This window comes from Nocardioides jejuensis, assembly GCF_004337475.1.
GTDB lineage: Bacteria > Actinomycetota > Actinomycetes > Propionibacteriales > Nocardioidaceae > Nocardioides > Nocardioides jejuensis.
This window is the reverse complement of the sequence record NZ_SJZJ01000002.1, coordinates 104,364-123,754: the sequence shown is the minus strand read 5'-3', so window position 1 is coordinate 123,754 and position 19,391 is coordinate 104,364. Positions and strand designations below refer to the sequence as shown.

General features: G+C 68.5%; 17 protein-coding genes. 12 read left to right on the top strand and 5 right to left on the bottom strand.

Going from position 1 to position 19,391, the window contains the following annotated elements:
- Window positions 1-17 precede the first annotated feature (17 nt).
- Window positions 18-1,499: an amino acid permease gene (locus tag EPD65_RS02045; RefSeq protein WP_131581472.1), complete on the top strand. Its 1,482-nt coding sequence runs from the start codon at window positions 18-20 to the stop codon at window positions 1,497-1,499.
- Between the two features lie 70 nt (window positions 1,500-1,569).
- On the opposite strand, the gene EPD65_RS02040 is transcribed toward EPD65_RS02045, so the two are convergent.
- Both EPD65_RS02040 and EPD65_RS02035 read right to left on the bottom strand, forming a co-directional pair.
- Window positions 1,570-3,651: a 3-hydroxyacyl-CoA dehydrogenase NAD-binding domain-containing protein gene (locus EPD65_RS02040; protein ID WP_243640390.1), complete on the bottom strand. Its 2,082-nt coding sequence runs from the start codon at window positions 3,649-3,651 to the stop codon at window positions 1,570-1,572.
- Window positions 3,648-4,847 (bottom strand): thiolase family protein, encoded by a 1,200-nt coding sequence (locus EPD65_RS02035; protein WP_131581470.1) that lies wholly within the window; start codon window positions 4,845-4,847, stop codon window positions 3,648-3,650. The genes EPD65_RS02040 and EPD65_RS02035 overlap by 4 nt, the downstream gene beginning before the upstream one ends.
- A gap of 133 nt (window positions 4,848-4,980) precedes the next feature.
- On the opposite strand from EPD65_RS02035, the gene EPD65_RS02030 reads away from it, so the two are divergent.
- Both EPD65_RS02030 and tesB read left to right on the top strand, forming a co-directional pair.
- A complete protein-coding gene (locus EPD65_RS02030) occupies window positions 4,981-5,928 on the top strand; it encodes a proteasome assembly chaperone family protein (protein WP_131581468.1) in 948 nt (315 codons plus the stop codon).
- Complete coding sequence (gene tesB, locus EPD65_RS02025; protein WP_131581466.1) at window positions 5,928-6,794, top strand: acyl-CoA thioesterase II; 867 nt, start codon at window positions 5,928-5,930, stop codon at window positions 6,792-6,794. Before EPD65_RS02030 ends, tesB begins: the two co-directional genes overlap by 1 nt.
- A gap of 65 nt (window positions 6,795-6,859) precedes the next feature.
- Here the strand turns inward: tesB and EPD65_RS02020 are convergent, their stop codons facing one another.
- Both EPD65_RS02020 and EPD65_RS02015 read right to left on the bottom strand, forming a co-directional pair.
- Window positions 6,860-7,735: a MaoC family dehydratase gene (locus EPD65_RS02020; RefSeq protein ID WP_131581464.1), complete on the bottom strand. Its 876-nt coding sequence runs from the start codon at window positions 7,733-7,735 to the stop codon at window positions 6,860-6,862.
- Between the two features lies 1 nt (window position 7,736).
- Window positions 7,737-9,068, bottom strand: coding sequence for a 3-oxoacyl-ACP reductase (locus EPD65_RS02015; RefSeq protein ID WP_131581462.1), 1,332 nt, complete (start codon window positions 9,066-9,068; stop codon window positions 7,737-7,739).
- Window positions 9,069-9,257: 189 nt separating this feature from the next.
- On the opposite strand from EPD65_RS02015, the gene EPD65_RS02010 reads away from it, so the two are divergent.
- A complete protein-coding gene (locus EPD65_RS02010) occupies window positions 9,258-10,538 on the top strand; it encodes an acetyl-CoA C-acetyltransferase (protein WP_131581460.1) in 1,281 nt (426 codons plus the stop codon).
- A gap of 67 nt (window positions 10,539-10,605) precedes the next feature.
- Here EPD65_RS02010 and EPD65_RS02005 read toward each other — a convergent pair whose 3' ends face one another.
- Window positions 10,606-11,301 (bottom strand): TetR/AcrR family transcriptional regulator, encoded by a 696-nt coding sequence (locus tag EPD65_RS02005; protein WP_131581458.1) that lies wholly within the window; start codon window positions 11,299-11,301, stop codon window positions 10,606-10,608.
- 62 nt (window positions 11,302-11,363) lie between these two features.
- Here EPD65_RS02005 and EPD65_RS02000 point away from each other — a divergent pair, with 62 nt between their 5' ends.
- The 8 genes from EPD65_RS02000 (at window position 11,364) to EPD65_RS01965 (ending at window position 19,389) form a co-directional block, all read left to right on the top strand.
- Window positions 11,364-12,293, top strand: a complete 930-nt coding sequence (locus EPD65_RS02000; protein ID WP_131581456.1) for a DNA-3-methyladenine glycosylase family protein — start codon at window positions 11,364-11,366, stop codon at window positions 12,291-12,293.
- A gap of 180 nt (window positions 12,294-12,473) precedes the next feature.
- Complete coding sequence (locus EPD65_RS01995) at window positions 12,474-13,289, top strand: MlaE family ABC transporter permease (protein WP_131581454.1); 816 nt, start codon at window positions 12,474-12,476, stop codon at window positions 13,287-13,289.
- 9 nt (window positions 13,290-13,298) lie between these two features.
- Window positions 13,299-14,120: an MlaE family ABC transporter permease gene (locus EPD65_RS01990; RefSeq protein ID WP_243640389.1), complete on the top strand. Its 822-nt coding sequence runs from the start codon at window positions 13,299-13,301 to the stop codon at window positions 14,118-14,120.
- 12 nt (window positions 14,121-14,132) lie between these two features.
- A complete protein-coding gene (locus EPD65_RS01985) occupies window positions 14,133-15,200 on the top strand; it encodes an MCE family protein (protein ID WP_131581450.1) in 1,068 nt (355 codons plus the stop codon).
- 1 nt (window position 15,201) lies between these two features.
- Window positions 15,202-16,236 carry an MCE family protein gene (locus tag EPD65_RS01980; RefSeq protein WP_165872850.1) on the top strand — a complete coding sequence of 345 codons (1,035 nt, stop codon included), beginning with the start codon at window positions 15,202-15,204 and terminating at the stop codon, window positions 16,234-16,236.
- Window positions 16,233-17,207 (top strand): MCE family protein, encoded by a 975-nt coding sequence (locus tag EPD65_RS01975; RefSeq protein ID WP_131581446.1) that lies wholly within the window; start codon window positions 16,233-16,235, stop codon window positions 17,205-17,207. The genes EPD65_RS01980 and EPD65_RS01975 overlap by 4 nt, the downstream gene beginning before the upstream one ends.
- On the top strand, window positions 17,201-18,280 hold the full coding sequence (locus tag EPD65_RS01970) for an MCE family protein (RefSeq protein WP_165872849.1): 1,080 nt from the start codon (window positions 17,201-17,203) through the stop codon (window positions 18,278-18,280). The genes EPD65_RS01975 and EPD65_RS01970 overlap by 7 nt, the downstream gene beginning before the upstream one ends.
- Window positions 18,277-19,389, top strand: coding sequence for an MCE family protein (locus EPD65_RS01965; protein WP_131581442.1), 1,113 nt, complete (start codon window positions 18,277-18,279; stop codon window positions 19,387-19,389). The genes EPD65_RS01970 and EPD65_RS01965 overlap by 4 nt, the downstream gene beginning before the upstream one ends.
- Window positions 19,390-19,391: the final 2 nt, after the last annotated feature.

Genomic DNA, 19,391 nt, shown 5'->3' with positions numbered 1-19,391 from the left:
CCGCTAACGTCGCCTGCATGGATCTGCTGCGTACCAAGTCCGTCGAGGCGTCCATCGCCGAGACCGTCGAGCCCGAGCACCAGCTCAAGAGGACCCTCACCGCGCTGGACCTGACGGTCTTCGGCGTCGGCGTCGTCATCGGGGCCGGCATCTTCACGCTGACCGGCAAGGTCGCTGCCCAGTACGCGGGCCCGGGCGTCGTGTTCTCGTTCCTGATCGCAGCGTTCTGCTGTGCCCTGGCCGCGCTCTGCTACGCGGAGTTTGCCTCGACCGTGCCGGTCGCGGGATCGGCGTACACGTTCTCCTACGCGACGCTCGGTGAGCTCGTCGCCTGGATCATCGGCTGGGACCTGCTGCTCGAGTGCCTGCTCGGCGCGAGCGTGGTTGCCCAGGGGTGGAGCACGTACTTCGTGACCTTCCTCGACCAGATCGGGCTCGGCTGGCCGACCAGCCTCGGGCCGGACGGGTCGTTCAACCTCGCGGCGTTCATGATGGTCGCGGCGCTGGGTGCCCTGGTCTGCTACGGCATCAAGGAGAGCATGCGGGTCAACCTCGTGCTCGTGGCGGTGAAGCTCTTTATCGTGCTCTTCGTCATCGCCACGGGCATCAGCCTGATCGACACGAGCAACTACTCGCCGTTCATCCCGGACGCTGCGGGCCCGGCTGCCGGGGTCGGCAGCGGCTGGCTGCACACGCCGCTCGTGCAGTCGCTCTTCGGCATCCAGCCGCACGTGTACGGCGTCCTCGGCATCGTGTCGGCTGCGTCCGTCGTGTTCTTCGCCTACATCGGCTTCGACGTCGTGGCGACGACGGCAGAGGAGGCCCGGCGGCCGCAGCGCGACCTGCCGATCGGCATCCTCGGTTCGCTCGCCATCTGCACGGTGCTCTACATCGCGGTGGCGCTGGTGATCACGGGCATGGTCCGTTACGACCACATCGACAGCGAGGCCGCGCTCGCGCGGGCGTTCATCGCGCACGGCAAGGACGGCTACGCGACGCTCATCTCCGCGGGCGCCGTCGCCGGTCTGACCACCGTGGTGATGACGCTGATGATCGGTGCGGTCCGCGTGGTCTTCGCGATGAGCCGTGACGGGCTGCTCCCCGAGGGGCTGGCCAAGGTCAGCGGGCGCACGGGCACTCCGCTCCGGACCAGCGCCGGGATCGCCGTGCTCGTCGCCGTGATCGCGTCGCTGACGCCGATCGGCAAGCTGGAGGAGATGGTGAACATCGGCACGCTGGCGGCGTTCTCGCTCGTGTCGCTGGCGGTCCCCGTCCTGCGCCGCCGGCGCCCCGACCTCGAGCGCGGCTTCCGCGTCCCGCTGTCGCCCGTGCTCCCGGTCGTCGCCGCGCTGGTCTGCATCTACCTGATGCTCAACCTGAGTGGCGAGACCTGGCTCCGCTTCGCGATCTGGATGCTGATCGGCGGCGTCATCTACGGCACCTTCGGCTACCGCAACAGCCGGGTCGGGCGTCAGGCCGAGCCGGTGTCCGTCGGCTGACCCCACCGCGTTCAAACGACGAACGCCGCCGGCCCCTCGCGGGACCGGCGGCGTCGTCGTTGGTGCTGGATCAGGCGTGGAACTTCGCGCCCGCGACCTTCTCCGAAACGCCCTCGCGGTCGAGGAGCTTCGTGATGCCACCGTTCCAGAACTGGAAGCCGGCACCCATGATCATCGCGAGGTCGATGTCCTCCGGAGCGGAGGCGACGCCCTCGTCGAGCATGCGCTTGATCTCGTCGGCGAGCGCCTCGAGGACCTGGTTGCGGACCTCCTCGGTGCTCTTGACGACCGGGTTCTCCGGGGTGGTCACCAGGGCGGCGACCTCCGGGGAGACCTCGCCGTCCGCGCCGTACCAGGAGCCGATCTTCGCCTCGACGACCTTCTTGAGGTTCTCCGACACGTACATGCGGTCGGGGAAGGCCCGGTTGAGGGTCTCGTTGTTGTGCAGCGCGATCGCCGGGCCGACCAGGCCGAGCAGGACGAACGGCGGCATCGGCGCGAGGCCGGCGAACGCCGCGTCGGCGTCCTTGACCGGGGTGCCCTCGTCGACGACCTTGGCGACCTCGCCCATGAACCGGCCGAGGAGGCGGTTCACGATGAAGGACGGGGAGTCCTTGACCAGGATCGAGGTCTTGCCGAGGCCCTTCGAGGTGGCGAACGCCGTCGCGAGCGCCTCGTCGGAGGTGGTCTCGCCCTTGATGATCTCGACGAGCGGCATGATCGCGACCGGGTTGAAGAAGTGGAAGCCCACGACCCGCTCCGGGTGCTCCAGGTCGGCCGCCATCTCGGTGATGGAGAGCGACGAGGTGTTGGTCGCGAAGACGGCCTCGGCGGGCGCGACCTTCTCGGCGTTCGCGAAGACGGTCTTCTTGACGCCCATCTCCTCGAAGACGGCCTCGATGATGAAGTCGGCGTCGGAGAAGGCAACGGCGTAGTCGACCTCGGCGGTCACGAGCGCCTTGAGGCGGTTCGCACCGTCGGTGTCCAGGCGGCCCTTGGCGACGAGCTTGTCGATCTCGCCGTGGACGTAGGCGACACCCTTGTTGGCGCGCTCCTGGTCGAGGTCGGTCAGGACGACCGGAACCTTCAGGCGACGCACGAAGAGCAGAGCGAACTGCGAGGCCATGAGACCGGCGCCGATGATGCCGACCTTGGTGACCTTGCGGGCCAGCGCCTTGTCCGGGGCACCGGCGGGACGCTTGGCGCGCTTCTGCACGAGGTCGAACGAGTACAGCGACGCGTCGAGCTCGGCGGTCTGCGCCATGTCGACCAGCGCCTGGTCCTCGAGCGCGAAGCCCTCGGCCTTGGTGTTGGTCTTCGCGGCCTCGATCAGGTCGAGCAGGCGCGTGGCGGCGACGGACTTGCCACCGGTCTTGCCCGCGGCAACCATGCGGCCCCAGGCGACAGCGTCGTCCCAGGCCTTGCCACGGTCGACCTCGGGCCGGACGACGGCGGTCTCGCCGGTCAGCACGGAGGCGGCCCAGACGAGCGACTGCTCGAGGAAGTCGGCACCCTGGAAGATCGCGTCGGCGAGGCCGAGCTCCTTGACCTCGGAGCCCTTGAGGACCTTGCCCTGGTTGAGCGGGTTCTCGAGCGCAACCTTGACGGCACCGCCGGCACCGATGAGGTTCGGGACGAGCCATGCGCCACCCCAGCCGGGGACCAGGCCGAGCATGACCTCGGGGAGGCCGGCGGCCGGGATCGAGTCCTGCACGGTGCGGTAGTCGCAGTTGAGGGCGACCTCGAAGCCACCGCCGAGGGCGAGGCCGTTGATGAAGCCGAACGACGGCTTCGTGCCGGCGAGCTTGCCGAACACGTAGTGGCCGAGCTCGGCGATCGTGCGGATCGCGTCAGCCGAGCCCGCGGCGCGGAGCGACGTGAGGTCGGCACCGGCGGCCAGGATGAACGGCTTGCCCGTGACACCGATCGAGGTGATCTCGTCGTCGGCGATCGCGGCGTCGATGGCCGTGTTGAGCTCGACGAGCGAGCCCGGGCCGAAGGTGTTCGGCTTGGTGTGGTCGAAGCCGTTGTCGAGGGTGATCAGGCCCATGACACCGGCGCCACCCGCGAGGGTGACCTTCCGGAGCAGGGCCTTGGTCACGACCTCGGCGTCGGTGCGGAGCGCCTCGGCGCGTGCGATGACGTCGTTCACTTGGACTCTCCGTTCCAGTTGGCGTTCTCCCAGATGACCGTGGCGCCCTGGCCGAGGCCGACGCACATGGTCGTGATGCCGTAGCGCTTGGCCGGGTCCTGCTTGAACTGCGCAGCGAGCTGGTTCATCAGGCGCACGCCGGAGGAGGCGAGCGGGTGGCCGAACGCGATGGCGCCACCGAACGGGTTGACGCGGGCGTCGTCGTCGGCGATGCCGTAGTGGTCGAGCAGGGAGAGCACCTGGACGGCGAACGCCTCGTTGATCTCGAAGGCGTCGATGTCGTCGATCGTCAGGCCGGCCTGGGCCAGCGCCTTTTCGGTCGACGGGATCGGGCCGGCGCCCATGAACTCCGCCTCGATGCCGACGTAGGCGTAGGAGACGAGCTTCATCTTGGGCTCGAGACCGAGCTCCTCGGCGACCTCGGCAGCCATCAGCAGCGCGGCGGTGGCGCCGTCGTTGATGCCGGCGGCGTTGCCCGCGGTCACACGACCGTGCGAGCGGAACGGCGTCTTCAGCGCGGCGAGCGACTCCATGGTCGTCTGCGGGCGCATCGGCTCGTCGGTGGTGGCCAGGCCCCAGCCCTCTTCGGCGGAGCGCGTGGCGATCGGGACGAGGTCGGGCTGGATGATGCCGGCCTCGTACGCCGCAGCGGCCTTCTGCTGCGAGCGCACGGCGTAGGCGTCCGCGCGCTCCTTGGTGATGGCCGGGAAGCGGTCGTGCAGGTTCTCCGCGGTGTTGCCCATGAAGAGCGCCTCCGGGTTGACCAGCTTCTCCGCGACGATGCGCGGGTTCGGGTCGACGCCCTCACCCATGGGGTGGCGGCCCATGTGCTCGACGCCACCGGCGATGACGACGTCGTACGCGCCGAAGGCGATGCCGCCGGCGGTGGTCGTCACAGCGGTGAGCGCGCCGGCGCACATGCGGTCGATGGCGTAGCCGGGGACCGTGGTCGGGAGACCCGCGAGGATGCCCGCGGTGCGACCGATGGTCAGGCCCTGGTCGCCGATCTGCGTGGTCGCAGCGATGGCGACCTCGTCGATCCGCTCGGGCGGCAGGTTCGGGTTGCGGCGAAGGAGCTCGCGCATGCACTTGATGACCAGGTCATCAGCGCGGGTCTCGGCGTACTGGCCCTTGGACCGGCCGAACGGAGTACGAACGCCGTCAACGAAGACGACGTCGCGGAGCTGTCGGGACAACAGGATCTCCTCGATTGTTCGTGGGTGTCGGATCTGATGCTACCCGCCAGTAACCGGAACGGGGCAGGCGCTGGACAAGTGGTGCTGCCCACTAGGCTCAACGCACCAGCAAACTACCGAAGAGGGGTGTCGCGTGGCAGGGTCCAACCGCTTCGTGCACATCGTCGACGACGTGACCGATCTCGGCGACGATCCCGTGCTCGTCGTCGCACTCCATGGCTTCCTCGACGCGGGCAACGGTTCCGTGCTCGCCGTCGACCACCTGGAGTCCACCGGGGGAGTCGGCCCGGTGGTGGCGACGTTCGACGTCGACGTCTTCCACGACTACCGCGCCCGCCGTCCCGCGATCTCGTTCGTCGAGGACCACTACGAGTCGTACGACGCCCCGCGGCTCGTCGTCCGCGTGCAGCGCGACGCGACGGGTCGTGCGTTCCTGCTGCTCTCCGGCCCGGAGCCGGACAACCGCTGGGAGGCGTTCGCCGGAGCGGTGCGCGAGGTCGTTGAGGTCCTCGGCGTCTCGCTGGTCGTCTCGCTCGGGTCGGTGCCGATGGCAGTGCCGCACACGCGACCGCTCGCGGTGACGCAGCACGCCAACCGCCGCGAGCTCCTGCTGCGTGCCAACCAGTGGCGCGGCGAGCTGCGCATCCCGTCGTCGGCGCACGCGCTGCTCGAGGTGCGGCTGGGGGAGAGCGGCCACCCGATGGTCGGCTGGGTCGTCCACGTGCCGCACTACGTCCAGGGCAGCGACTACCCGGAGGCCGCGCGTGCGCTGCTGTCCGGGGTCGAGGACTCGACCGGCCTCACCTTCGACCTCGACGCGCTCAAGGTCGCGGCCGAGCGGCGTACGGCGGAGATCGCCGAGCACCTCGCGGAGAACCCCGACGTCGCCGAGCTCGTCGCCGGCATGGAGCAGCAGTACGACGCCTTCCAGCGCGGCATCGACGAGAGCCTGCTCGCGACGGATCAGCCGATCCCGACCGGCGACGAGCTGGGGGCGGAGTTCGAGAAGTTCCTCGCCGGACTCGACGGCCCCGGCGCCGGCAGCGACGAGACCCCCGACGCCCCGGAAGGCACCGACTGATGCCCACCTCTGCCAGCGAGCTGGTCGACCTGCTCGACCTCGAGACGATCGACGTCAACCTCTTCCGCGGCCGCCAGCCGATCACGTTCTTCCAGCGGGTCTTCGGTGGGCAGGTCGCCGGCCAAGCCATGATCGCCGCCGAGCGCACGGCGCCCGAAGGCATGTCGATGCACTCGCTGCACAGCTACTTCCTGCGGCCGGGCGACCCCAACGTCCCGATCATCTACGACGTCGAGCGGATCCGTGACGGGTCGTCGTTCGCCACCCGGCGGGTCGAGGCCCGCCAGCACGGTCGGCCGATCTACTACCTGACCGCGAGCTTCCAGGTCGACGAGGAGGGGCTGGAGCATCAGGACGTCATGCCCGACGTGCCGGCTCCGGACGACTGCCCGGCCTCGCTGGACCTGCTCCGCAAGCGTGCCCCCGCGGCGTACGTCGACGTGCTGGCGCAGGAGTGGTCGGTCCTCGACATGCGGGCTGCGGGTGACTCCCGGGCCGGGGGAGCGCTCGAGGGCGACCCCGATCACCCGGCGCGTCAGCGCTTCTGGGTGCGCGTCGACGGTGAGCTCCCGGACGACCCGATGATCCACAAGGCGGCCCTGACCTACCTCAGCGACGTGACGCTGCTCGGCACCGCGCTCGTCGTCCACGGCACGTCGTTCATGGAGCCGGACATGCAGGCGGCCTCGCTCGACCACACGGTCTGGTTCCACCGCCCGTTCCGCGCCGACGAATGGCTGCTCTACGACCAGGTCTCCCCGAGTGCTTCGCAGGGACGCGGTCTGGCCATCGGTCGCCTCTTCACTGCCGACGGTCGCCTCGTCGCCACCACGGCCCAGGAAGGCCTGATCCGCCTCCGCCGCTGACCCGGCCGAAAACGACGAACGGCCGCGACCCCCGTGAGGGAGTCGCGGCCGTTCGGCGTACTACGTCAGAGCGCCCGGGTGCGACCGAGCACGTGCGGAGCGCCGTTCTTCGGGTTGGTGACCGCGAAGTCGACACCGCCCTCGACCGGGACCGCACCGAAGCGCACCTTGCCCGGCAGGAAGATCGGCGTCTTGAACGCCACGTCCAGCCGGACGGCGTCCGGCATCCGCGCCTCGAGGGTCGCGGCCGCCTTCGACATCGTCCACATGCCGTGAGCGATGTGGCCCTTGAAGCCGAGCGCCTTGGCGGTGAACGGGTAGAGGTGGATCGGGTTGCGGTCACCCGAGATCGCCGCGTAGCGACGGCCCAGGTTGGTCGGGAGCGACCAGATCGCACCGGTGGCCTCGACGGGGGCGAGGTCCATGCCGGCGTCCCCGTTCTCCTTGTCACCGCCGCCGACGCGGAGGTACGTGGAGGTCTCCTCCCACACGGTCTCGCCGCCGACGCTGACCGTGGTCAGCATGTCGAAGGCCTTGCCCTTGGTGGACTTCCGCAGGTTGGCGGCCTTGACCTCGACGTCGACCTTCTCGCCAAACGCGATCGGACGCAGCTGCGAGATGGAGTTCTCCAGGTGGACCAGGCCCATCGCCGCGAATGGGAAGGACTGGTCGGTCAGGAGCGCCATGTGCAGCGGGAACGCCAGGTTGTGCACGTACGGCAGCGGCGCGACGTCCTTCACCGGGAAGCCGGCGATGGCGGCGTACGGCGCGACGGCCGCGCGGGTGATCTCCAGGCCCTCGCGACGGAGCACGAGGTCAGGGAGGTCCTTGGAGGTCTTCTTCACGCCGGGGAGCTGGTTGACGCCGGGGACCGTCGGGAGGACGGCCTTCAGCATCGCACCGGCGCCCGCGGTGCCCTGGATGATCCGCGTCTCCGCCATCTCAGGCGCCGAGCATCATCAGGCCGCAGACGCGCACGACGTTGCCGGTGACGGCGGTCGAGGCGGGGGAGGCGTACCAGGCGATCGTCTCGGCGACGTCGACCGGGAGGCCACCCTGCTGCATGGCGTTGAGGCGTGCGCCGACCTCGCGGGTGGCGAACGGGATCGCCGCGGTCATCGCGGTGATGATGAAGCCCGGGGCGACGGCGTTGATCGTGATGCCGTCCTTGAGCTCGTCGGCCAGCGAGTCGACGAAGCCGATGACGCCGGCCTTGGAGGCGGCGTACTGCGTCTGGCCCACGTTGCCCGCGATGCCGGCGATGGAGGAGACGCCGATGATGCGGCCGTTCTTGTTGATCGCACCCTGGGTGAGGAGCTCACGGGTGATCCGCTCGGGGGCGGTCAGGTTGACGGAGATGACCGACTGCCAGCGGTCCTCGGCCATGTTCGCGAGCTTCTTGTCGCGGGTGATGCCGGCGTTGTGCACGACGATGTCGACGCCGCCGAACTGCTCCTTGACGAAGTGCGCAATGCGCTGCGGGGCGTCGGCGTGGGTGATGTCGAGGGTCAGCGAGGTGCCGCCGATCTCGCCCATGACGGCCTGCAGGTCCGAGGCGGCCTGCGGGACGTCGATGCCGAGGACGGTCGCGCCGTCACGGTGCAGGACGCGGGCGATCTGCTCGCCGATGCCGCGGGAGGCGCCGGTGACGATGGCGACCTTGCCGGCGAGCGGCTGCTCGATGTCGACCTTGGCGAGCGCCTTCTTGGCGTTCGTGCCGATGCGGACGACCTGGCCCGAGACGTAGGCCGACTTGGGGGAGAGGAAGAAGGCGAGGGTCGAGTCGACCGCACCCTCGGCGCCCGGCGTCACGTAGACCAGCTGGACGGTGCTGCCCTTGCCGATCTCCTTGCCGAGCGAGCGGGTGAAGCCCTCGAGGGCGCGCTGCGCGATGCGGGCGCCGCCCTTGACCTCGCGCGGGTTGAGGCCGATGACCACGACGCGCGCGCAGTTCTCGAGCTTGCGCATGACCGGGGTGAAGAACTGCTGCAGCTGGACGAGGTCGGCCTCGGAGTCGAAGCCGGTCGCGTCGAAGACGAGGCCCTTGAACTTGGCGCCCTCCTCGACCGACGTAGCGGACTCGATGCCCAGGCCCTCGAGCGTGGAGGGGAGGGTCGCGGCGAGCTTGCCGGCGCCGCCGACGAGCACGGTGCCCTTCACCAGCGGGGCACCCGCGGTGTAGCGGTCGAGCTCGACCGGGTTCGGGAGGCCGAGCTGCTTGACCAGCAGCTTGCCGATCGACGACTTCGTGAAGCTCTGGTAACGGTCGGTCATGGGTGTGGCTTCCTCATCTCGGATGAAAGGCGGCGTGCGGGACGGCCCTACGGGGACGGCGCGCTGTCAGGATCATGTAACTTGAAGTGTAACTGGGTGTCCACATTTCGTGATCTGGCACTCACACGGTTCCATCACCCGTCCCGACCGGCAAGGATAGGGACATCTCAGACCTCTAGAGGAGTGACCATGCAGGCCAAGACCCGCCGCGTCGCCATCATCGGCGGCAACCGCATCCCGTTCGCCCGGTCCAACACCGTCTACGCCGAGGCGTCCAACCAGGAGATGATGACCGCGGCTCTCGAGGGCCTGGTCACCCGTTTCGGCCTTGAGGGCAAGCAGCTCGGCCTCGTCGCCGGCGGTGCGGTCGTCAAGCACTCCCGCGACTTCAACCTGGTCCGCGAGTCGGTCCTCGGCACGCAGCTCGACCCGGCCACGCCGGCCGTCGACATCCAGCAGGCGTGTGGCACCGGCCTCTTCGCCGCCAACGTGGTTGCGCTGCAGATCGCCACGGGCCAGATCGAGTCCGGCATCGCGTGTGGTTCGGACACGACCTCCGACGCCCCGATCGCGATCTCGGAGAAGCTCCGCAAGAAGCTCATCAAGATCAACCAGCTCAAGACCAACAAGGACCGCGTCAAGGCGCTCCTGGGCATCCGCCCGGGCGACATCGGCCTGCTGCCGCCGGCCAACTCCGAGCCGCGCACCGGCCTCGCCATGGGCGACCACCAGGCGATCACCGCGCTCGAGTGGGGCATCACCCGCGAGGACCAGGACGAGCTCGCCGCGAAGTCGCACCAGAACCTCGCCCGCTCGTGGGCAGAGGGCTGGCAGGACGACCTCGTCACGCCGTTCCGTGGTGTCGAGCGTGACAACCACCTGCGTCCCGACTCGACCGTCGAGAAGCTCGCCAAGCTGAAGCCGGTCTTCGGCAAGGGCGAGGCCGCGACCATGACCGCCGGCAACTCGACGCCGCTCTCCGACGGCGCCTCGGCCGTCCTTCTCGCCTCGGAGGAGTGGGCCAAGGCCAACGGCTACGAGCCGCTCGCCTACATCTCCGACTTCCAGGTCGCTGCTGTCGACTTCGTCGGTGGCCACGAGGGCCTCCTGATGGCCCCGGCGTACGCCGTCGCGCAGCTCCTCGAGCGCAACAACCTGACGCTGCAGGACTTCGACTACTACGAGATCCACGAGGCGTTCGCCGCGCAGGTCCTCTCGACGCTCAAGGCCTGGGCCGACCCGGTCTTCTGCAAGGAGCGCCTGGGCCTCGACAAGCCGCTCGGCGAGATCGACCGCTCCAAGCTCAACGTCAACGGCTCGTCGCTCGCCGCGGCGCACCCGTTCGCTGCCACCGGTGGTCGCCTGATCCCGGTCGCCGCGAAGCTGCTCAAGGAGAAGGGCAAGGGCCGCGTGCTCCTGTCCGTCTGCGAGGCCGGCGGTCAGGGCATCGTCGCCATCGTCGAGCGCTGATCGACCGCTTCACGCGAGAAGCCCCCGCCCGGTTCGCCGGGCGGGGGCTTCCTGCGTAGGAGCGGGATCAGGCGCCGGCCAGTGCCAGCGCCGCGTCGACCATGTAGTTCTTGACCTGCTCCGCCGGCAGCGGCACGACGGTCGGCAGACCCGACGAGGAGGGGCGCACGGTGATGCCGAGCCGCGCGAGCTGCAGGGAGCCGAGGCCGGCGGCGTACAGGGTGTTGGCCAGCTGGTAGGGGTCCTCGACCCGCATCTCGCCGCTGTCGTTGCCGCGGCGTACGACGTCGGCGAGCTGCTCCATGCACCCGGTGATGCCACGACCCAGCTTGAACATCGCGCTCTCGCTGACCTCCTCGAGCAGCTCGGCGCCCGGTCGGCGCATCAGCGTGAGTGCGCAGTCCACGAACGCGGGGAACTCGATGCCGAAGTCCGCGAAGGCCTCGACCGCAGCAGCCAGCTGGGTCTGCGGCTTGCGGCGGCTCTTCACGGCCTCGCGCAGGCGCTCCTCGAGCTCCTCGGTGTAGCCGACGAGCGTCAGCGCGAAGAGCTCCTCCTTGCCGGAGAAGTGCCGGTAGATGATGGCGCGGTTGATGCCGACCGACCGGGCGACATCCTCGATCTGCACGTCGCGCACGCCGCGCTCGTCGAAGAGCTCACGGGTGGCCTGGATGATCTCGCGACGACGCTCGCGGCGGCGCGCGGCGGCTGCCGTACGCCGACCGTCGGTCTGGCGGCCGTCAGGGCGCTGCACGGAGGTCATGCCAGCAGCATAGGCCGAAGTTGTCACAGCCAGTTACATACGTGTTCGGTAAGTTCGCCTTCATGACGGCGACCGAGCGCACCTGGCGCCCGGCGTGGCCGTGCCCCGCGGGCCAGATCCTCGTGGCGGCCCGTCGCGGCGCGGGGGACCCGACGTACGTGATCGAGGGCGGCAGCCACTGGCGCGCCTTCCGTACGCCGGAGGGCCCGGTCCGTCTACAGGTCATGCCGCGTCCCGGGCTGGGCGAGGTGGGCGGACGTGCCTGGGGGCCGGGCGCCGTCTGGGCGCTCGACGCGCTGCCCGCGCTGCTCGGCGCGCTCGATGATCCGACCGGCTTCGACCCGCGGGTTCCGGTCCTCGTCGAGGCGCATCGCCGCCACCAGCACCTGCGCATCGGACGGACGGGCCTGGTCTTCGAGGCGTTGCTCCCGGCGATCCTGGAACAGAAGGTCACCGGCCAGGAGGCGTTCGCCGGCTTCCGGCGCCTGGTCCGTCGGTACGGTGAGCCAGCGCCGGCAGGGGAGGGGCCCGACCTCTTCCTCCAGCCGAGCCCGGCAGTGGTTGCTGCTGTGCCCAGCTGGGAGTGGCTGGATTTCCACGTCGACGCGGCGCGGTCGCGCGCGCTGGTCACCGCGGCCTCACGAGCGGCTGCGCTCGAGCGCATCACCGCCGACGACCTGGAGACCGCTGACCGCAAGCTGCAGTCGCTGCCCGGGGTGGGCGTCTGGACGAGTGCCGAGGTACGGGCACGTGCGCTGGGTGACGCGGACGCCGTCAGCTTCGGCGACTATCACGTCGCGAAGGACATCGGGTGGGCGCTGACGGGTGCCCCGGTCGACGATGCGGAGCTCGCCGTACTGCTCGAGCCGTGGCGTCCGCATCGCCTGCGCGTACAGGTGCTTGTTGCCCTTGCTGGCTTGGGAAAGCCGCGCCGCGGACCGCGAATGGCACCAAGGAGACATTTGCCTGGCCGAGATGTGGACAGGCCGTGACCCCTGCCACATTCGGCCGTTAGGCAGTCCAGCAGGTACCGGTAAACACCATCTTTGGTCACTCCTGTGACCACTGATGTGATTGCCGTTACGCTGCGCTGACGTCGGATCGTGTGAGTCGAGGAGTGCGCAAGTGACACAGATCAGGGCATGTGTCCCCGTAGACGAGGGGCGGCTCTCATGAGCGCGGTCACCGCACTCGTCAGTGACATGACGGGCCGCGCCAAGAAGGGCGTGACGACGGTCGGCGGCATGGCGCTGCTCTCTGTCGAGTCGATCATCGCCATCTTCGGCGACATCGTGAAGCGCAACTTCTCCTGGAGTGAGTTCTTCTTCCAGTGCTGGTTCATGATCCGCGTCGGCCTTGCGCCCGCGATCATGGTCGCCATCCCGTTCGGCGTCATCGTCTCGGTGCAGGTCGGCGCGGTCGCCAACCAGATCGGTGCCGGCTCCTTCGCCGGTGCGGTCAACGGCATCGGCGTCCTGCGTCAGGGCGCGCCGCTCGTGACCTCGCTGATCATCGCGGGTGCCGTCGGCTCCGCCATCTGTGCCGACGTCGGCGCGCGCACCATCCGTGAGGAGGTCGACGCGCTCAAGGTCATGGGTATCAACCCGGTCAACCGCATCATCGCTCCGCGTCTCGCGGCGGCGATCCTCGTCGCGCTGCTGCTCAACGTGGTCGTCGCGGTTGCCGCCATCTGCACGGGCTTCCTGCTCAACGTCCAGAGCGGCAACGTCAGCTCCGGCACCTACCTCGGCGGCTTCATCGCCTTCGCTCAGCCGACCGACCTGATCCTGGCCGAGTTCAAGGCGCTCCTCTTCGGCTTCGTCGCCGTCATCGTCTCCTGTTACAAGGGCCTCGCCGCTTCTGGTGGCGCCAAGGGTGTCGCAGACGCGGTCAACCAGTCGGTCGTCATCAGCATCGTCGCCCTGGCCGTCATCAACGTCGGCATCACGCAGGCCTACGTGATGCTCGTCCCGCAGTCGGTGGCATAGGAGATGGCCGTGCTCGCAAACCAGATCTCGTCCGTCAAGGGCACCCTCGTCCGGGGCGGCGACCTCGCGACCTTCATGATGCGCGTGATCGTGTCGTTCCCCGCGGTGATCCTGAAGTACCGCAAGGAGTACCTCCGCCAGGTCATGGACATCGCCTGGGGCTCCGGCGCCATCCTCGTCGGCGGCGGCACCATCGGCATCATGATCCTGCTGGGTCTCTCGTCCGGCACCTCGCTCGGCATCGAGGGCTTCAACGGCCTCGAGCTGATCGGTCTCGCACCGATCACCGGCTTCGTGTCCGCTTCCGTCAACACCCGTGAGCTGGCGCCGCTCGTCGCGTCGCTCGCGCTCGCTGGTCAGGTCGGCTGTCGCTTCACCGCGCAGATCGGCTCGATGAAGCTGCACGAGGAGATCGACGCCCTCGAGACCATGGCGGTCAACCCGATCGAGTACCTCATCACCACCCGCGTGCTCGCCGCGATGACGGCCATCGTCCCGCTCTACTTCGTCGGTCTGCTCGGCTCGTGGCTGGCGTCGAAGTTCGCGATCGTCTTCCTCTTCGGCCAGTCCGGCGGTCAGTACGACCACTACTTCTACTCGTTCCTGCAGCCGAAGGACGTCATCCTGTCCGTCGTGAAGATCCTGGTCTTCTCGCTGCTCGTCACGATTCTCCACACCTGGTTCGGCTACAACGCGAGCGGCGGCCCGCAGGGCGTCGGTGAGGCCACCGGCCGCGCCATCCGCGCGTCCATCGTCGTGGTCGTCATCGCCGACATGCTGATGACCCTCGCGTTCTGGGGCAACGACCCCGGATTCCGGATCCAGGGCTGAGGAAGGCAGAACATGAACATCCGTGATGTCCTGGCGGGCAATGGTCGCCCGCCGACCTCCAAGGTCCTGATGATCCGTGGCGTGATCTTCACCATCTGCGTCGGTCTGCTCCTCGCAGGCCTGGTGGCGGTGTCGAAGGGCGCTCTGGCCAACCGCATCTCGACCACCGCGGTCTTCCGCAACGCCGGTGGTTCGCTGATCAGCGGCGCCGACGTCAAGTACCAGGGCGTCAATGTCGGCAAGCTCTACAGCCTCTCCGAGGGCGCCGGCGGCGCCGCCGAAGGCGGCATCGAGCTCGGCCTCCACATCGACGACCGCTACGCCAGCGACATTCCGTCGAACGTCACCGCGCGCGTCATGCCGCAGTCGATCTTCGGCACGTCGTTCGTCGACCTGGTCCGCCCGGCTGCGCCGACGGGTGCTCTCAAGGACGGTGCGCGCATCGTCCAGGACACCTCGAAGCAGACGCTCGAGCTCCAGACGATCCTCGACGGCCTCGACCGCGTCGTCCGCGCCCTCGGCCCGGCCGAGCTGTCCGAGATGCTCGGCAGCCTGGCTGGTGCGCTCGACGGCAAGGGCAACGCCCTCGGCCAGACGCTGACGAGCCTCGACGACTACCTCGGCAAGCTCAACCCGAAGCTGCCGCTCGTCACGCAGAACCTCGACCTGCTCGCGGGCAACCTCGAGGCGCTGCAGAAGGCCGCTCCGGACCTCTTCGAGGCCACGGACAACCTGCTCGTGACGGCTCGCACCCTCGCGCAGAACCAGGACAACTTCCACAACCTGGTCTCGACTGCGACTCCGGTGATGGCCAAGACGGATGCGCTGCTGTCCGCCAACGAGAAGGCCCTCTCCAACACGCTCGCGCACACCGCGATCGTCGTCGACGCCCTCTATGACGAGCGTTCGGACCTTGTCCGCGGCGTCGTCGCCATCGGCTCTCTCGCAAGGAAGCTCGGTTCATTGGTCAAGGACAACGCGATGGTCCGCGTCGACGCGACGGCTGTCGCTCCGACGCCGGCCGACTACGGACGCGGTCAGTGCCCGTCCTACAACGGCGTGCGCGGACGGGGGTGCTGACATGACCGGATTCCGCTCAACGATGATCAAGGTCCTGGTCTTCGCCACGATCTGCCTCGTGTTCTTCGTGATGCTCTACAACACGATGAGCAACGTCGTCGAAGGCAACGCCAACGTCTGGAAGGCCAACTTCACCTCGACCTCCGGCCTCCGTGCCGGTGACGACGTCCGTATCGCCGGCGTCAAGGTGGGCCGCGTCGAGCACATCGAGGTCACCCCGGACAACCAGTCCCAGGTCACCTTCAAGCTCGTCGACGACCAGAAGATCTACTCCTCGACCCTGCTGAAGCTCCGCTACCAGAACCTCCTCGGCCAGCGTTACCTGTCGCTGACCGCGGGAGCGGACCGCGGCCAGGAGCTGTCGTCGAGCAAGGTCATCGGTGTCGGCATGACCGACCCGGGCTTCGACCTGACGGCGCTGCTCAACGGCTTCAAGCCGCTGTTCGACACCCTGCAGCCTGCCGACGTCAACAAGTTCGCGCAGAACATCATCGACGTCCTGCAGGGCCAGGGCCCGGCCGTCGAGTCGCTCCTGCAGTCCACGGCGTCCACCGCGAAGTTCCTCTCCCAGCGTGACCAGGCCTTCACCCAGGTCCTGGACAACCTCACGCCGGTCCTGAAGAACCTCGCAGCCCACTCCGACGACCTCGACGCGACCGTCAAGCAGCTCACGCTGCTGATGGGCGGTCTGGCCAAGGAGCGCGGCACGTTCGCCAACTCGATCGACACGCTCGGTGGCCTGACGGGCACGACGGCCGATCTGCTCAAGACGATTCGCCCGGACGTCCGCACGGACGTCACGGCGCTCAAGCAGACCTCCGGGATCCTCGCCACCAACCGCAACGACGTCGTCAAGGGCGTCACAGCGCTGGGCAGCATCACCGGAAACCTCGCCCAGATCACGTCGTACTACTCGGCGCTGAACATCTACTTCTGCAACTTCGGCCTCGACGTGGTCGGACCGAACGGCAAGCCGCTCGCGCCGACCTTCTGGATCGGTGGCACGGGTGGCCCGTACTCGGAGGTGTGCAAGTGAAGCCGATCTACCAGTACGACAAGTACCGGACCGGTCTCGTCGCCGTAGGCGCGCTCGCGATGCTGGTGGCGCTCGTCATCGGTGCGAGCCGCCTCAACATCGGAGCCCGCGGGTACTCCGCGGAGCTGGCCAACACGGGTGGCCTCCGCAACTCCGAGCCGGTGCAGGTCGCCGGTGTCGACGTCGGCAAGGTCACCAGCGTCAAGCTCGACGGTGACAAGGTGAAGATCACGTTCACCGTCGACAAGGACATCAAGCTGGGCGACCAGACGCGTCTCGAGATCAAGATCTCGACGCTGCTCGGCACGCACTTCCTCTCGGTCGTTCCCGGGGGAGCCGGCGACATCGGCGACACGCCGATCCCGGTCTCGCAGACCCGCGTCCCGTTCAACCTGCAGGACGTCATCGAGAAGGGCACGCCGACGGTCAACGCCTTCGACGTGAACAAGATCGAGAAGTCGCTCAACTCCATGGCGCAGGTCCTGAGCGTGGCCGGCGACGACGTGAAGCCCGCCCTCCAGCAGGTCAGCGCCCTGTCGTCCCTCATCGCCAAGCGCAGTGACGACCTGGGTGACCTGCTCAAGGCGACCTCGCAGGTCTCCCAGCAGCTCACCGAGAGCAGCGACGACATCATCGCCCTGATGAAGGCGTCGGACCTGATCCTCGACACGCTCAACACCCGCCGGGCCGCGATCCACAAGCTGCTCGCCGACCTGAGCACGCTGGGCACGCAGCTCAACGGCATCATCCAGGACAACCGCGCCGACCTCGGTCCGATCCTGCACAACCTCAACCTGGTGATCGGCACGCTCAAGTCCAATGACAAGGCGATCGGTCGCGCGGTGGACAACCTCGCCATCGCGGGTCGCTACGTCAGCAACGCCACGGGCGGCGGCCCCTGGGTCAACCTCTACTCCAAGGGCGGCCTGCTGCCCGACGCTGCTTCGTGCGGAAGGGGCATCCTGTGCTGACGAAGAGCCACCGCATCGTCGGGGCCATCGCTGCCCTGGCACTCACCGGCGCCACGTCCACCGCGTGCTTCCCCTTCGGGGGCGGCTCGCGCACGGTCACGGCGTACTTCGAGAACACCGCCGGCCTCTTCGTGGGCAACCAGGTGGGTGTCCTCGGCGTGCCGGTCGGTGAGGTGACCGACATCGAGGCCGACGGGGCCCAGGTCAAGGTCACGATGTCCATCACGGACAACGACCTGAAGGTTCCGGCCGACGCCGGCGCGCTGATCGTGGCGCGCTCCGTCGCGACCGACCGCTACGTCGAGCTGACCCCGGTCTTCCACTCGGGCGACTCCGAGATGGCCGAGAACGCGACGATCCCGCTCGCGAAGACCCGCACCCCTGTCGAGTGGGACGAGATCATCGCCGCGCTCGACCGCTTCACCAAGGGCCTCGGCGGCAAGGACGGCAAGGCAGGTGCGCTGAGCAACCTGATCGCCGTCGGCGCCAAGTCGCTCTCGGGCACGGGTGAGCTGGCCAACCAGACGCTCACGGACGTCGCGCAGGCCGCCACGGCGCTTGCAGACCACCGGGGCGACATCTCCTCGTCGATCGACAACCTTGCTTCGCTGACTCAGGTTCTTGCTGCCAACGGCCGCACGATCGACGAGTTCGCGGCGAGCGTGACGACCGCTGCCTCGCTGTTCAACGACGAGAAGGAGGAGTTCGGCACCGCGCTGAAGTCCCTCGCCTCGGCGCTCAACGGGCTCGCGGGCTTCATCAAGGAGAACCGCAAGGCGCTGAAGACGTCGCTGACGGGTCTGACGACGGTCACCGGCAACCTCCTGCAGCACAGCTCGCAGCTGGCCGAGGGCGTCGAGACCCTGCCGGTCGCGTTCGACAACCTCGGGCGCGCGGTGACGGTCAACGGCTACGTCAACGTGCGTATCCCGCTGCAGGATCTCTCCCCGGTTCCGGACCTGACCAACGCGATCTGTGCGGCACTGCCTCCGGCTCTCTGCAACGCGCTGAGCCTTGATGCGGCTACGTCCCTCAACGATCTGCTCAACCTCCTGGGAGGTGGCCTCCTGTGAACGCCCGTCTCGCAACTGCCGCACTCGCCGGCGTCGGCCTCCTCGTCTCGGGCTGTGGTTTCACGGCCGGTGACCTGGCACGTGCCAACAACAGCCGTGGCGACGGTTACCTGGTGTCGCTCGCCGTGCCGGACGCGCTCAACCTTCCGGACGGCTCGCCCGTCCGCATCGGTGGCGTCTCCGTCGGCAAGGTCGACTCCGTGAAGGCCAAGAACTACGAGGCCATCGTCACGCTCAAGATCAAGAAGGAGACCCACCTCACCGACCAGGCGAAGGTGCGGCTTCGCTACACCACCGCCCTCGGTGAGATGTATGTCCAGATCGAGCCGTCGTCGAGCGGTACCCCGCTCCAGGGTGGCGAGATGCTTGCGCGTACGCAGTCCGAGACCGCTCCGTCGGTCGAGGACGCGCTCGCCTCGGCGTCCCTGCTGATCAACGGTGGTGGCCTCGGCTCCATCGAGACGATCGTGACGGAGCTCAACAAGGCCGTTGACGGTCGCGTGCCCACCACGCACGCGCTGATCTCGAAGCTCGACACGTTCATGCGGACGGTGACGGGCAGCCAGCGTCAGATCGACCGGATCCTGACCGCGCTCGCGTCGACGTCGAAGACGCTGAACGCCCGCCAGGACACGATCAACAAGGCGCTCGTCGAGATCCGGCCTGCGGCGAAGACGCTGACCGACAACACGCCGCAGCTCGTCGCCCTCCTCAAGGAGGCCAACAAGCTCGGTGCGACCGCGAAGCGGATCGTCGACGCCAACCGCGGCAACGTCGAGCTGACCGTCAAGGAGCTCGGTCCCGTGCTCCAGACGATCAACGCCAACAGCAACTCGATCCTGGGCGCGCTCGCGAACCTCCGCGCGGCGGCTCCGCTCGTCAAGCAGGTCGCGCGGCCCAGCTACGCGAACCTGTACGCGACGGTCCACCTCAGCGCCAACACGCTGCTCGGTGGTCTCACCGGCGGTGCCCTCGGTGGCTCGTCCGGTGGCACGGGTGGCACGGGTGGCCTGCTCGGTGGCCTCACCGGTGGGCTGACCGGCGGCTCGACGGGCAGCACGAATCCGCTCGGTTCCGTGACCGGCATTCTTTCGGGCCTGGGAGGCTGACG